Genomic DNA, 14,594 nt, shown 5'->3' with positions numbered 1-14,594 from the left:
ACAAGCGCCCGCGCTAGCCTCGCCAGCCGCAACACGTCCTTACATCAGCACTTCCCGCCTCACGGCCGGACGCCTATGCTGAAACCACTACCTCGCAGCCCATCTTTGTGGTTGGCGGCCTACCTGGCAGACGAACAGCCTCATGCACAACACCCAAATGACCGCGACTGATGAGCCCAAAGACGACAAACGCTGGAGCATTCGCGCGCTGATCGTCGACGACGATGTGCCGATCCGCGAGCTGATGATCGACTACCTTGCGCGTTTCAATATCCACGCCAGCGGTGTGACCGACGGCGCGGCGATGCGTTTGGCGATGCAGGCCGAACATTTCGACGTGGTGGTGCTCGACCTGATGCTGCCCGGCGAAGACGGTTTGTCGCTGTGCCGCTGGCTGCGCAGCGAATCGGACATCCCGATCCTGATGCTCACCGCGCGCTGCGAGCCGACCGACCGCATCATCGGCCTCGAACTCGGCGCTGATGACTACATGGCCAAGCCGTTCGAACCGCGCGAACTGGTGGCGCGCATTCAGACGATTCTGCGTCGCGTGCGCGACGACCGTACCGAACAGCGTGCGAATATTCGCTTCGACAACTGGCGCCTGAACAGCGTCCTGCGCCAGTTGATCGCCGATGACGGCCTCGTGGTGCCGCTGTCCAACGCCGAATTCCGTTTGCTCTGGGTGTTTATCGAACGCCCGCGCAGAGTGCTCAGCCGCGAACAACTGCTCGATGCCGCGCGCGGTCGCTCGATCGAAGCGTTCGACCGCAGCATCGATTTGCTGGTGTCACGCTTGCGACAGAAACTCGGCGACGATCCGAAAGCCCCGCAGTTGATCAAAACCGTGCGCGGTGAGGGTTACCTGTTCGACGCGCGGGACATCGGCTGATGCGAGCGCGCTTCGACACGCTGTTCGGCCGCCTGTTTGGCATGCTGTTCGTGGCGATCGTCCTGGCGCACTTGCTGGCGTTTGCCTGGTTCCACCACTACGGCCCGCCTCCGCCGCCGCCACCGCCGGATTTCTCCGAGGTCGTCGACGGCCAGCGTCCGCCGATGGATCCGCGCTTCGAACCGCGTCCACCGCGCCCATGGTTTGGCGGGCCGTTGGTGCCGCTGACGTTTCAGTTCATCTCGCTGATGATCGCCGCATGGTACGGCGCCAAACTGCTGACCCGACCGATCCAGCGCCTGAGCGACGCCGCCGAACGCCTCAGCGAAAACCTCGACAGCCCGCCGCTCGACGAATCAGGCCCGAAAGAAGCCCGGCAAGCGGCGCACACCTTCAACCTGATGCAACAGCGCATCCGCGAACAGGTGCAGCAACGCGCGCGCATGCTCGGCGCCGTTTCCCACGACCTGCGCACGCCGCTGTCACGCCTGAAACTGCGTCTGGAAAACATCAGCGATGAAAAGCTGCAAGGCCAGATGCGTCAGGATCTCGACGACATGATCGGCATGCTCGACGCCACCCTCACCTACCTTCACGAACAGCGCACCAGCGAAGCCCTGCAACTGATGGACGTGCAGGCGCTGGTCGAATCGTTGTGCGAAAACGCCGAGGATCAGGGCGCCGACGTGCAGGTCAGCGGCCATTGCGCACCGCTGCCGGTGCAACCGATGGCGCTGCGCTCGTGCCTCAACAACCTGATGGACAACGCGTTGCGCTATGCCGGGCAGGCGCGGATCGAACTGCAGGATCAGCGTGAACAACTGCTGATTCACGTGATCGACCACGGCCCGGGCATCGCCGCCGACAAACGTGAAGCGGTGTTTGAACCGTTCTACCGACTGGAAGGCTCACGCAACCGCAACTCCGGCGGCGTCGGCCTCGGCATGACCATCGCCCGCGAAGCCGCGCAGCGTCTGGGCGGACAGCTGAATCTGGAAGAAACCCCCGGTGGCGGCCTCACCGCCATCATCCGCCTGCCCCGCCCCTGAAACCACCATCATCCCCTTGTAGGAGTGAGCCTGCTCGCGAAAGCGGCGTGTCAGCCAGCAATGATTTGACTGACCCACCGCATTCGCGAGCAAGCCCGCTTCCACAGGGTTTTGTCGTGTTTTTTTGATCTGTGTACCTCCCGGTACAAATCGCACATACCCCCGACAACTTGCGCCCCGACGCTGCATAAGCCGGTACACCCACCGGTTTTCATTCCAGGGAGTGAGTCCAATGATCGGTAGCGTCAGCAACTACACGAGCTATACCAGCACCAGCAACACCACACGGAACGCCCGCAGTCAGGAACTGCAAAAAGAACTGTTCGCCAAACTCGACAGCAACGGCGACGGCACCATCAACAGCGACGAACTGAGCAGCGGCCTGACCAGCGCCGACAGCAGCGAAATCTTCTCCGCCCTGGACAAAAACAAGGACGGCACCGTCAGCCAGGACGAACTCACCGCCAGCCTGACGCCACCCCCGCCACCGCCACCGCCACAAATGAACAGCGACGAACTGTTCAGCCAACTCGATGCCGATGGCGACGGCAGCGTCACCGCCACCGAACTGAGCAGCGCGTTGCAAACCAGCGACAGCACCTCAACGAGCAACACCGACACCAGCGCCGCCCTGCTCCAAGTACTCGATAGCGACAGCAGTGGCGGCGTAAGCAGTGATGAACTGAAAGCCGCTTTACAGGCTGGACGCGAACGCCCGGATGAAGACCAGACGGCTTCGACTCAAAGCACGACAGAAGCGCTGAATCGCATGATTGCCAATTTGAGCAAGCAGTACTCGCTCGATAACGCGGCGCCGGTCGGCAAGTATTTGAACGTGGCGACTTGAGCCTGCGACGCAATCTACAGCGGAAAATCAAAAGCCCCTCACCCTAGCCCTCTCCCTGAGGGAGAGGGGACTGATCGAGGTGTTTGGAAGAGGTACGCCGACGTGGGATACCGAGTCGAACACAAATTTTGAAAAGCCCAAAAATCGGCCCCCTCTCCCTCGGGAGAGGGCTGGGGTGAGGGGCGAATCCAACGAAGATCAAAAGATCGCAGCCTTCGGCAGCTCCCACACAGGATGAGCGCAAGCTCGACAAGCTTTTGATTTTGATCTCGGAGCCCGTCGGCAGGCTGAGTGGAGGGATTGATCCGGGGTGGGAGCGCAGCGACCGTTTGGCGCAGCCAAACACATCGAGAGGAGGTGCAGCGAAGCAAACCGTAGGCGATGAACCCCGGATCAATCCCGGAGCGAAGGAACCCGAGCCCCAGCGAGGGCCGAACGTCAGGGCAAAGCCTTTTCGGTTACCTTTTCGGCGTTTGGAAAAGGTGACTCGCCGTAAGGGCGAAACCATAATCAGCCACACCCGCAGCAACGGATATGCCCAAACAACTCAGCGCCGATCCTCAACCCTACCCTGACTCTTACTCCAATCCGTCAACAAACTATAAGCCACCGCCAACAACGTAGGCCCAATAAACAACCCGATAAACCCAAACGCAATCAACCCGCCAAACACCCCAAGCAACACAATCACCAACGGCAAATTCCCCCCGCGGCTGATCAAATACGGCTTGAGCACGTTATCCACGCCACTGATGACAAACGTCCCCCAAATCCCGAGGAACACCGCCATCCCATACTCACCCTTCCACGCCAGCCAGGCCGTCGCCGGCACCCACACCAACGGCGGCCCCATCGGAATCAGACTGAGCAGGAACGTCACAATCCCCAGCACCAGCGCCCCCGGTACCCCGGCAATCAAAAACCCGATCAACGCCAGAACCGCCTGCGCCGCTGCCGTACCGATCACACCGTTGACCACCCGCTGCACCGTACCGGCCACCAGCTCGATGTAATACCCGGCGCGATCACCAATCAACCGCTCCAGCAAACCATGAACAAACGCCGCCAGTCGCGGCCCGTCACGGTAGAAAAAGAACACAAACACAATACTCAGCGTCAGCTCAAGAATGCCGCCCCCGATCTGCGCACTGCGCGCCAGCAACCAGTTACCGACCTGCCCCAGATAAGGCTTGATCGACACCATCAGCGCCGCGCCCTGCTGATCGATACTGTCCCAGATGCCGACCAGACGCTCGCCCACCAACGGCACAGTCCCCAGCCACACCGGCGCTTCCGGCAAACCGTCGACCTGCACGTCCTTGATGAAACCCGTGGCATCGCGCACATGGTCCGCCAGGTTGAACCCCAGCCAAACCAGCGGCGCCGCCACCAGCAACATCCAGCCCAGCGTCAAAATGGCTGCCGCCAGCGATTCCCGGCCATTGAGCCAGCGGGTCAGCAGGCGCATCAGCGGCCAACTGGCGAATGCCAGCACCGCGCCCCAGAACAGCGCCGACCAGAATGGCGCCATCACCCACAGGCTGGCGCCAAACAACACCAGCAGGAGGATCTGCACCAGCAGGCGATCGTTATTGAGCATGTAAGATTCCGAAAAAGTCAGTCAGGCCAAGAGTAGGCGAACACGCCGCGCGCGCTCGCCCGATACAGCTTATCGCAACAGATCGATGCGCAGGCCAACACCATCGACGCTGCCGGTCTCCATACGCGCCGCACGTACGCCCTGATTGATCAAGGCCTGACGCCACGCCTCGGCCTTGGGTCCGGACACCGTCACGCGCAACGTCGTGTCAAGATTCAAGCCACGGGAAATCAGCCGCAGCCAAGCGTCATCCGGAGCATCCACGCGGTTCGGGAAATCCAGCTCACCGGTGCTTTTCAATTGACGCAACAAGGTCGCCGAGGTCGGCAGCAGCTCGCCCAGTGGCGCTACTGCTTCGAACTGTTCAACGTGCAGATAGGCTTTGCGATTGCCGCGAGTGATGCTGTAAAGCGCCACCAGCGTGTTGTCGCGCGGAGCTGCCAGCCTCAACAGCAAGTACGCCTGTTGTTCGTCAGCGCCGTACAGTTTGGAGTTGCCGAACACCTCGTTGGCCCACAGGCTGCTCTCGCCACAATCACGCGCCTGACACCAGAACAGCAACTCGGCATCCTGCTTTTGCAGGGCTTCGCGGGCAGCGGTGAAGGCTTCGGTGGCGGAATGTTCGGGTGGCAACTCATAGGTCACCGCCGTGGTTTGGCCTCGGGCGGTGACCTGGCCGTCAAAGCGCAACTGGCCGCTGATCTTGCGGATCGAGCCCATCGGATAGATGCGCTCCAGCTCCACCGGAGGGCGATAGTCGACAATCTGCGCATCGGCCAGACGCGGCACGATCTGCAGATCCTGACTGCCGGGCACATCGGCGGCGAATGAAAAGGTACTGAAACAGCACAGCGCCAACAGACTGAGTGACCGCATAGTCAGGCTCATCGGATCGGCATGACTGTGTGATTCGAGGTCGCAGCGGTATAGAAATCCATCGTGGTTGTCTCCCATTTCAACCCGCCCAGCCTCGACAGTTGCCCGCAGCAAGTCAAGGAATGGCGAAGAACCGATTGAAACAGTCTGCGACAAGGTCGGCACCGGCCTCATCGTTCAGGTGCAAATGGTGGCCACCCGGCAGCTGTTCCCGGCTAAAGGGTAGACGTTCCAGCAGCTCCGGATGTTTCGCCAGCATGCCGTCGGCCGCGACAACCAGTTGCGCCGGGCAACTGATGCGCGCGACGAAAGCCATCGCCTGTTCCTGGGTCAGACGCAACGGCGACGGCAAGGTCAGGCGATTATCGGTGCGCCAGGTGTAACCGCCCGGCACCGGCATCAAACCGCGCTGGGCCAAGAGTTCGGCCGCCTCACGACTGACCGCCACCAACCCTTTCATCCGTGCCTCGATCGCACCGTCGAGGGTGTTGTAAACCGGTTTGCGCTTCTCGCGCAGATCCAGTTGCGCTTGCAGGGCCATGCCCATGCGCTCGGCGGCATTTTCGCCTTTGTCTGTAGGAGGAATCACGCCGTCGATCAGCGCCAGATGGGTGATGCGTTCCGGCAACGCACCCGCCAGCACCAGCGAAACAATCGCGCCCATCGAATGCCCGAGCAGACCGAAACGCTTCCAGCCCAGTTGCTCGGCGACTTGCAGCACGTCATGGGCGTAGTCCCACAGGGCGTAACCGGCGCCGTTCGGACGATGCCCGGAATGGCCGTGCCCGGCCATGTCCAGTGCAATGATGCGCAAGCCTTTAAGCTTCGGTGCCAGCCGCGCGAAGCTATTAGCGTTATCGAGCCAGCCATGCAGGGCGATCACCGGCAGACCGTCCTCGGGGCCGAACAAATGCGCCGCCAATTCGATATGCGGCAGGCTTAAGCGCACTTCTTCGAAAGTCGGGCTCATGCGCAATCCTTGTCCTGACGGTTTTCCCAGCGCGTGAACAGAGTCTTCAGCAGCCGCGCGGTGTCCTGCGGGCGCTCAAGGGGAAACATGTGGCCGCCGGGCATGCTCAGCGCTTCGCCCTGCGCCAGTCGCGAAACGAACCGCGTGTGATGGCGCATGACCACGCGACTCTTGTGCCCGCGCACCACCGCCAGCGGCACTTGCAATTGCCCGGTGCGGCCAGGGCTGGTGTGCGGCACGCCGCGGTAGATACTGATCTCAGTGGCGGGGTCGAAGCGCAAGCGCAGCTTGTCGCCGACCTTGTGCAAACCGTGTTGCAGATAAGCGTCGAAGCATTCCGGATCAAAGCCACGAAACAGGCTTTTGCCAGCAAAATAGCTGCGCGCACTGTCGAGGTCGGCGAACTCTTCGCGGCGGCCCAAGGTGCGACCGGCGGGGGTCAGTTTGTCGATGAAGCCAAAACGCTTGGCCGCACGAATCACCCATTGATCGGTGCGCGTGAGCACCGGCGAATCGAGCATCACCACGCCGCGATACAACTCCGGGCAACGCAGTGCCGCGTGCAGGTGCAGCACGCCGCCAAACGAATGGCCAACGCCCCACACCGGTTGATCTTGCTGCTGCAAATGGTGGATCAACTCATCGACGAGGTTGTACCAGTTGTCATCCGCCGGGAAGCGCGGGTCATGGGCATGCTGCTCGAGATGCGCGACCCGGTATTCGGGCGCCAGCGCCGCGAACAACTTGCCATAGGTGCCCGAAGGGAAGCCGTTGGCGTGGGCGAAAAAGATGGGTTGCGACATACCGGTACATCCATGAGCGGGAAACGTGGCGTTGATTGTCCGCAAGACGGCGCGCGACAGCAATGACCGTAACTGCCAGGAATGATGACAGTCGTGCCACGGCTATGGCGCGCGCCGTTGTGGCACTTGTCAACTGTCAGTTCTGTCAGTTGACAGGCGCCCTGCTCAGGCCGATAAAAACCTATCCCCTTTTGACTGGCGCTGGTTCCTCATGACTCACGCGAATACGCCGGCCATCCAGGCGCTCGATCCAAGGGGATTGCCCGTGCGCAGCGTGGCCTGTCACCGCCGCGACGCAAGTTCGACAGTTGAAAGCTACATCACTCAACAGATTTACGATGCAGCAGGACGCGCGCTGCAGAGCCGCGATCCGAGGCTGTTCCTCCAGCATCAGCTCGACCGTTCGGCCCCGGCGAATCAGCGCAACGTGTTCAGCCTCTCGGGATCGCCGCTGTTAAGTGAAAACACCGACGCCGGCTGGCGCCTGAGCCTGATCGCAGCGGACGGTATCAGCCTTGAAGGCTGGGATGAGAAACGCAACCACCGCCGCACTGGCCTCGACTCGCTGCGTCGCCCCAGCGCGATATTCGAGCAGGCTGCGAACGAGCCTGAGCACTGCACTGCGCGCTTCACCTATGGCGACGAACCGGCTGAAATCGCCCGCAACCGTCGCGGTCGATTGATTCGGCATGACGATACGGCAGGCACCCTGCACTTTGCGCAATTGAGCATGAGCGGTCTGCCCCTGCAATGCAGTCGCACCTTTTGCGCCGACCCGGAGTGGCCGGTGAACTGGCCGGAGGTGGACACCGATAGGGATCACTTTCTGGAAAGTAACCCGGCCACGACGCTCTGCACTTACAACGCAGTGGGCGAGTTGACGCGTCAGATTGATGCGCTGGGTAATCAACAAATACTGTTACAGGATCGCGCCGGCCAGTTGCGCGAAATCCGCCTGACGCTGGCTGCCAGCGTCCAGAGCCAGACGTTGGCTAGCGGTATTCAGTACAACGCCGAGGGTCATCTGGAGCACCAACGTGCAGGAAATGGCGTGGAGACTTTTGCAGCATTCGGCCCTGAAGATGGTCGCCTGCAGCATCTGCTCAGCCGGACACCCGATGGCCAGTCCGTGCAGGATCTGCTTTACCAATATGACGCGGTCGGCAACATCGTCTGCATCGCCGATCACGCAGCGCCCGCTCACTTTCACCGCAACCAGCGCACCGAAGCGACCTGTCGCTATCGCTACGACAGTCTCTCGCGCTTGATTGAGGCCAGTGGCCGGCAGATCCGTAACGCCACTGGCGGCCCACAGTTACCGGAGTTTTCCTCGCCTGCCGATCCGGCAGAACTGGAAAACTACACGCGTACCTACACCTACGATTGCGCCGGTAATTTACTGCGCATGGAACACCGCGCCGCCAGCGGTAACCGCACCGAACGCACCGCCGTCGCCCACTCCAGCAATCGCAGTCTGGCGGAGAAACCCGACGGCCAGATGCCGGATGAAGGCGACATTGCTACGGCGTATGACGCCAGCGGGAATCGCCTGCTTTTGCAGCATGGAAATGATCTGCAATGGAATCGGCGCAATGAATTACAGCGGGTCAAGAAGGTGGCTCGCGATGCCGAACCTGATGACGTCGAGATTTATCTGTATGACGGCGGCGGCCAGCGCCAGCGCAAAATCCGTCAAACCTTCACCGGTTCGGTGACGCGGCGCAGTGAAACCCGTTATCTCCCGGGTCTGGAAATTCGCACTGAGCCGGATCAGATTGTCCACGTCATCTCGATCAAGGCTGCACGCGCGACCGTCCAGGTGCTGCATTGGGAGAAAGGTCTGCCGTCGGGCCTGGTGCAGGATCAACAGCGCTACAACTTCAGCGATCACTTGAATTCCAGCACCGTGGAACTGGACGCACAGGCACAACTTATCTCGCGGGAAGAGTTTTACCCCTACGGAGAGACCTGTTGGTGGGCTGGGCGCAATCAGGTGCAAGCCAGTTACAAAACCCTGCGTTATTCGGGCAAAGAACGCGATGCCACTGGGTTGTATTACTACGGTTTTCGTTATTACGCGCCGTGGCTGCAGCGCTGGCTCAATGCTGATCCATTGGGCATTGCGGACGGCCTGAATCTGTTTGGCATGGTGCATGGCAATCCGGTCGGCAACATCGATGTGCAGGGGCTGATCACGGTGCAAGAAGGCACGGCAGCGGTACTCGCTACCTTCCTCCGAGACGGCGTGAGCGCATTGGCTGGCGGTACGGTGAAATATTTTGCCGCCGCAGGATTGGAGCAATGGGCCTCTGGCGATACGGACTCGCCCCCGGATGCCGGTGTCAATCTGGGATTGACCATCGCAGGCGCGATTGTCGGTGCCGCTGCCGGTGGATCGATGGGATTGGGAGCGGGTAGTCGGCTTGCCATCGGTCGTAATTACGGCCGCAAAACACAGAAATTCATGGCTGGCGCATTGGGGCTGGTGGGGGCTGCGGCGGGAGCCGCTGCCCCGGTTTACGCCTACCTCGCCAACCGTGAAGCTTTAAACGTAACGGCCATTGGAATCCTAGCCAGCGCACCCGGGAATCTGACAAGAGAAACCGGGCAACGCATACTCGCCGACGCTGGCCCTAGCGTTACCGTGGCACCTTCGTTCCGCACGACAGCCTTGCGCACCAGCGCTTACGCAGTATTGCTGGCGGCCGGCGGCTCGGTTAAACCAGAACTATCGGAGTTTGCGGCCGGGGTTGCTGTCGGTGCGGTTGTTGAAGCTCTGGACGGCGTATCTATCACCACAATCAACTCATTCCGGGGGGGGAAATACCAACGCCCTGAAAACAGTGGACTCTCGAAACCGAAGTTCGGGGAGGTGCTGTATGGGGTGGCGACGCGTACTGCAGGGTCGACTTTGACTGCAACCCTGACATTGGGCTTAGCCTCTGAAACAGGCAAAATCAGCAATGCCAACTTACAATCCGCAGCGATCAACAGTCTGGCAACGCCCACTGAAGCCCGCACTTACCTTGGGCAACATGTACAGTTCGGCGTGAGCAAGTTAATCGGCGCTGACGACAGGAAATTCAGGCTGGATCGATTTACTCCTCCGAACAGCATCCTGAGAAGCTTCGAACCCGACTACCACCCGGAATTACCGAATGCGATGAGGCTGTCGATGACCCAATATGGCCGTCGCCAATCAACCTGATCCAGCCCTTGACTCACTGCGCAGGCGGCGTCTGCCCCAACGGCACCACCGCCATGGTCAGCCGCGACACGCAACTGGCTTTACCCTCATCGCTGGTCAACCGAATATCCCAGACATGCGTGGTGCGGCCGATGTGAATCGGCTTGGCCACCGCCGTCACCCGACCGCTGCGCAAACCACGCAAATGGTTGGCGTTGATCTCAAGCCCCACGCAATAAAACTTGCTGGCATCGATGCACAGATAACTGGCCATCGAACCGACGCTTTCCGCCAGCACCACCGATGCGCCGCCGTGCAGCAGACCGTACGGTTGATGGGTGCGATGGTCGATGACCATGCTCGCGGTCAGCGACTCTTCGTCGAAAGACTCGAAGCGAATGTCCAGCACTTCGCCGATGGTGTTTTTCTGGATCGCGTTCAACTGCTCGATGTTCGGAGTGGTACGCCACAAGCTCATCGCAGACTTCCTTTGTTGTTTTAGTCGTCGCTCAATCCTGCCACAGCACCGCCTCGCTGCGCTCGCTCCATTCTTCGAATCGCGCGCCGTAAGTGTCTTCGATGACGTTGCGTTTGATCTTCAAGGTCGGCGTGAGAAATCCGTTTTCCACCGCCCAACTGTCCTTGACCACTACCAGACGGCGCAGGCGTTCGTGTTTGTCGAGCACGGCGTTGACCTCTTCGAGGAGTTTTTCCAGGCTGGAATGGAGACTCGCCCGGCCCTCCTCCTGATTGACCGTCGACAGCACGCACAAGCCCAGCGGCGCACTCAAACCATCGCCGACCACACAGACCTGTTCGATGCGCGAATGCACTGCCAGGCGATTTTCGATTGGCGCCGGGGCGACGTATTTGCCCTTGCTGGTTTTGAAGATTTCCTTCAGCCGCCCGGTCAGGCGCAAGCGCCCTTCGGCATCCTGTTCGCCCTTGTCGCCGGTGCGCAGGAAGCCATCCTCGGTGAGCGTTTCAGCGGTTTTCTGGGGATCCTTGAAGTAGCCGAGCATGGTCGCCTGACTGCGCACCTGCACTTCGCCGGTTTCATCGATGCGCACCTCGACATCCGGGCACGGCTTGCCGATCCAGCCCTGTTTGTATTGCCCCGGCAGGCAGATGTGCGAATAACCGCAACTCTCGGTCATGCCATAAACCTCGAGTACATCGAGGCCGAGTTTCTGATACCAGGTGAGCAAGGTCTGCGGCACCGGCGCCGCGCCGGACAACGCCACGCGCAAGGCATCCAGCCCCAGCCCCGCGAGCACTTTGTGGCCGACGCGTTTGCCGATGAACGGCAAGCCGAGGAGGAAATCCAGACGCTTCGCCGGGATCTTGCTGTACACGCCCATCTGGAACTTCGTCCAGATACGCGGCACGCCGAACATCGCGGTGGGCCGTGCGCGCTGCAGGTCGGTAATGAAGGTGTCGAGGCTTTCGGCGAAGAACACGGTTTGCCCGGTGTAGATTGAGGCCAGTTCCACAAACATCCGTTCGGCAACATGACACAGCGGCAGGTACGACAGCAGCCGATCGTTCTCGTTGAGCCCGAACAGCTGCGTACCGCGCGTCGTGGCGAAACCGAGATTGGCAAAACTGTGCATCACGCCTTTGGGCAGGCCGGTGGTGCCGGAGGTGTAGATGATCGTCGCCAGTTGCTCGGCGGCGGGACGCGGATCGTCCTGAATCGGTGAGCTGCGCTGCAAGTCAGCCCAGCTAAAATCAAAGTCGCCAGGCGGGTGCAGCGGCAGGCTGATGGTCGGCAAATCATCCGGCACGCCCTTGGACATGCTCGGCCAGTCATCGAGTTTGCCGATAAACGCCAGCACGCTTTCCGAGTGATTGAGCACCTGCGCGACGGAATCGGCGGTGAGATTGGGATAGAGCGGCACCGAGACATGCCCGGCCATCCAGATCGCGAGGTCGGCGATGATCCAGTGCGCGCAGTTTTTCGAGATCAGGGCGATGTGGCTGCCTTGCGGCAACTCGCGAGCACGCAGCCAATGCGCGGCGCAGCGGGCCTGATGGCCGACGTCGGCCCAGCTCAGGGTCTCGACTTGCCCGCCACCGATGGGCTGCACGAGAAAGCGCTGGCGCGGGTGCCGGGCTTCTCGTTCGTAGAACACGTCCAGCGGCAAACGGAAGGCGGCAGACATGCGACTCGCTCCTGTTTTTTAGGTCTGGAGCAAGCGTAGTCAACCAAGCAAGTGCTTGGTTGGATTTTTTACCAAAAGAAACAAGATCAAAAGATCGCAGCCTTCGGCAGCTCCTACAGGGAAATGCATTCCAATGTAGGAGCTGCCGAAGGCTGCGATCTTTGCTTTTAAGGGTGTTTGAGGCTGTTAAGGGTCATCGAGCCAATCAGCAACTCAGGGCTTTCCAGCTCGGCTAACCCGGCAGTGCTGACCTTCTCCGGCGGATAACCGGCGCCATGCTGCAAATAGCTGAGCAGATTGCCCACCAACGGATTGTGGCTGACCAACAACACATTGCTCACCGAGACCAATTGATCGGTGACCTTGTCCGGATCAACCTCCGGCGTCAGCCACTCAACCGTACGAATCTCCGGCTCAAAACCCAGCGCCTCGCGCACAATCTGCGCGGTCTGCTGCGCACGCAAATACGGGCTGGCGTAGATCGCCGTGAGCGGCTGGCCGATCAAATGGGCGGCGCTGCTCAAGCCTTCTTTGCGACCGTGGTCGGTCAGTTCCCGCTCGGAGTCGGGGCACGAGCCGTAAGGCACCGCTTCACCGTGACGCAATACCCAGAGTTTCATAGCTTGGGCTCCTCATCTCGAACCGGATGCGGTGCCGGCGCGACGGCGTGCGGCGCTTCACCTTCCGGGGTACGCGGCGTTGGCCAGTCGGCGAACGGCCACGGTTTCTGGTCGCTGTGGAAACTGCCGAAACGGCCGATCTGCGCCAGAAACTGGCTCAGGCTGTCGCCGAAATTCATCAGGCTGGCGCTCGGCGCGCCATAGATCAAACGATAGATCAGTTGCACCAGCACCACCGCGCCAAGGATGAACTGCGCCACTTGCCAGACCAGTACGTAAACGATCATCCACAGCACGCGCAGGAGGATGGATTCGTACTTGGCTTCGGTTTTCGGATCGTTCATGGCTTGCTACTCCCGGCTCACTCAGTTGAAACCGCTGGTGGAAATAAAGTCGACGTCGGTTTTCGGCTCGGCGCGCATCAGTAGACCGATGACCTGCTCCAGCGTGCGTCCTTCGAACAGGATCGCGTGCAGCCCGGCGACCAGCGGCATGTACACGCCGACTTCCTGCGACTTGGCCTTGAGCACTTTCAGCGTATTTACGCCTTCGGCGACTTCACCGAGACGCGACACCGCTTCATCAAGGCTCAGACCCTGACCGAGGGCGAAACCGACCTGATAGTTGCGGCTCTTCGGCGACGAACAGGTGACGATCAAATCGCCGACACCGGCCAGGCCGAGGAAGGTCATCGGGTTGGCGCCCTGATTCACCGCAAACCGGGTCATCTCCGCGAGGGCACGGGTGATCAGCATGCTTTTGGTGTTCTCACCCATCTCCAGCGCCACCGCCATGCCGGCGATGATCGCGTAGACGTTTTTCAACGCCCCGCCCAACTCGACACCAAAACGGTCGGCGCTCGCATAAACGCGGAAGGTGCGGCCGTGCAGCGCGGCTTGCACGGCTTTGCACAGATCTTCGTCTTCACTGGCGACCACCGTGGCGGTCAGCGCGTGCTCGGCGATTTCGCGCGCCAGGTTCGGCCCGGACAGCACGCCGATGCGCGCTTGCGGGGCGATCTCTTCGAGAATCTGACTCATCAGTTTGAAAGTCTGCGCTTCGATGCCTTTGGTCAGGCTGACCAGCATCTTGCCGCTGAGGCGCTCGGCGTGGGCAGCGAGCACCGTGCGCAGCGCGCTGGACGGCAGCGCGACAAAGCACAAATCACAGGCGTCGAGCGTGGCTTGCAGGTCGGTGACCGCAGTCACGCCCGGCAGAATCTTGATGCCTTTGAGGTAACGCGGGTTTTCGCGATTGACCCGGATGGCTTCAGCCTGTTCGGGGTCACGCATCCATTGCAGGACTTGATGGCCGTTCTCGGCCAGTAAATTGGCCACGGCGGTACCAAAACTTCCGCCTCCCAGGACCGCAATCGGGCGCTGTTCAGTCATATGCAATCCGTTAATCCATACCAGTGGCGATGGCGGCATTATACGGGGCGACCCGGTCGCGGCCAGCCCCCGCAACAATTACCGACACTTGTAGGAAGAAGACCAATAAAACCTAGGAAAATGCCCGCAACGTGACTGGAAAAGTCGCTGTCCTCGGTTAACATGCGCGCCAATTCTTTGCTTTCAAGGCTGTG

At 60.7% G+C, this 14,594-nt stretch carries 13 protein-coding genes; 4 read left to right on the top strand and 9 right to left on the bottom strand.

What is annotated here, in order from left to right:
* Positions 1–142: 142 nt before the first annotated feature.
* The 3 genes from ACP3TY_RS04600 (at position 143) to xopAW (ending at position 2,788) form a co-directional block, all read left to right on the top strand.
* Complete coding sequence (locus ACP3TY_RS04600) at positions 143–892, top strand: response regulator (protein WP_053122719.1); 750 nt, start codon at positions 143–145, stop codon at positions 890–892.
* Positions 892–1,941, top strand: coding sequence for a sensor histidine kinase (locus ACP3TY_RS04595; RefSeq protein WP_426619324.1), 1,050 nt, complete (start codon positions 892–894; stop codon positions 1,939–1,941). The genes ACP3TY_RS04600 and ACP3TY_RS04595 overlap by 1 nt, the downstream gene beginning before the upstream one ends.
* A 232-nt stretch (positions 1,942–2,173) precedes the next feature.
* On the top strand, positions 2,174–2,788 hold the full coding sequence (gene xopAW / locus ACP3TY_RS04590; RefSeq protein WP_426619323.1) for a XopAW family type III secretion system calcium-binding effector: 615 nt from the start codon (positions 2,174–2,176) through the stop codon (positions 2,786–2,788).
* 547 nt (positions 2,789–3,335) lie between these two features.
* Here xopAW and ACP3TY_RS04585 read toward each other — a convergent pair.
* The 4 genes from ACP3TY_RS04585 to ACP3TY_RS04570 form a co-directional block, all read right to left on the bottom strand.
* On the bottom strand, positions 3,336–4,388 hold the full coding sequence (locus ACP3TY_RS04585) for an AI-2E family transporter (RefSeq protein ID WP_053122726.1): 1,053 nt from the start codon (positions 4,386–4,388) through the stop codon (positions 3,336–3,338).
* Positions 4,389–4,457: 69 nt separating this feature from the next.
* Entirely contained in the window at positions 4,458–5,264 is an 807-nt protein-coding gene (locus ACP3TY_RS04580; RefSeq protein ID WP_159814973.1) for a DUF4892 domain-containing protein, read from the bottom strand.
* A 115-nt stretch (positions 5,265–5,379) separates the two neighbouring features.
* Positions 5,380–6,234, bottom strand: a complete 855-nt coding sequence (locus tag ACP3TY_RS04575) for an alpha/beta hydrolase (protein WP_426619322.1) — start codon at positions 6,232–6,234, stop codon at positions 5,380–5,382.
* Positions 6,231–7,037 carry an alpha/beta fold hydrolase gene (locus tag ACP3TY_RS04570; protein ID WP_053122732.1) on the bottom strand — a complete coding sequence of 269 codons (807 nt, stop codon included), beginning with the start codon at positions 7,035–7,037 and terminating at the stop codon, positions 6,231–6,233. The genes ACP3TY_RS04575 and ACP3TY_RS04570 overlap by 4 nt, the downstream gene beginning before the upstream one ends.
* A gap of 265 nt (positions 7,038–7,302) precedes the next feature.
* On the opposite strand from ACP3TY_RS04570, the gene ACP3TY_RS04565 reads away from it, so the two are divergent.
* Positions 7,303–10,245, top strand: coding sequence for an RHS repeat-associated core domain-containing protein (locus ACP3TY_RS04565; protein WP_426619321.1), 2,943 nt, complete (start codon positions 7,303–7,305; stop codon positions 10,243–10,245).
* 13 nt (positions 10,246–10,258) lie between these two features.
* Here ACP3TY_RS04565 and ACP3TY_RS04560 read toward each other — a convergent pair whose 3' ends face one another.
* The 5 genes from ACP3TY_RS04560 to ACP3TY_RS04540 all read right to left on the bottom strand — a co-directional run bounded on the left by ACP3TY_RS04560 (position 10,259) and on the right by ACP3TY_RS04540 (position 14,400).
* Positions 10,259–10,702 carry a hotdog fold thioesterase gene (locus tag ACP3TY_RS04560; protein ID WP_053122736.1) on the bottom strand — a complete coding sequence of 148 codons (444 nt, stop codon included), beginning with the start codon at positions 10,700–10,702 and terminating at the stop codon, positions 10,259–10,261.
* 31 nt (positions 10,703–10,733) lie between these two features.
* Positions 10,734–12,389: an AMP-binding protein gene (locus tag ACP3TY_RS04555; protein ID WP_426619320.1), complete on the bottom strand. Its 1,656-nt coding sequence runs from the start codon at positions 12,387–12,389 to the stop codon at positions 10,734–10,736.
* A gap of 167 nt (positions 12,390–12,556) precedes the next feature.
* Positions 12,557–13,009 (bottom strand): phosphohistidine phosphatase SixA, encoded by a 453-nt coding sequence (sixA, locus tag ACP3TY_RS04550; protein ID WP_426619319.1) that lies wholly within the window; start codon positions 13,007–13,009, stop codon positions 12,557–12,559.
* Entirely contained in the window at positions 13,006–13,353 is a 348-nt protein-coding gene (locus tag ACP3TY_RS04545; protein ID WP_008087808.1) for a DUF4389 domain-containing protein, read from the bottom strand. Before ACP3TY_RS04545 ends, sixA begins: the two co-directional genes overlap by 4 nt.
* A gap of 21 nt (positions 13,354–13,374) precedes the next feature.
* The gene (locus ACP3TY_RS04540) at positions 13,375–14,400 is read right to left on the bottom strand and encodes an NAD(P)H-dependent glycerol-3-phosphate dehydrogenase (protein ID WP_159814978.1); all 1,026 of its coding nucleotides are present in this window, start codon (positions 14,398–14,400) and stop codon (positions 13,375–13,377) included.
* Between the last annotated feature and the right edge of the window lie 194 nt (positions 14,401–14,594).

The sequence above is a fragment of the Pseudomonas rustica genome (assembly GCF_049959085.1).
In the GTDB taxonomy this organism is placed as follows: Bacteria; Pseudomonadota; Gammaproteobacteria; order Pseudomonadales; family Pseudomonadaceae; genus Aquipseudomonas; species Aquipseudomonas rustica.
Note: the sequence above shows the minus strand (reverse complement) of the source record. Positions and strands in the feature narration are given on the sequence as shown.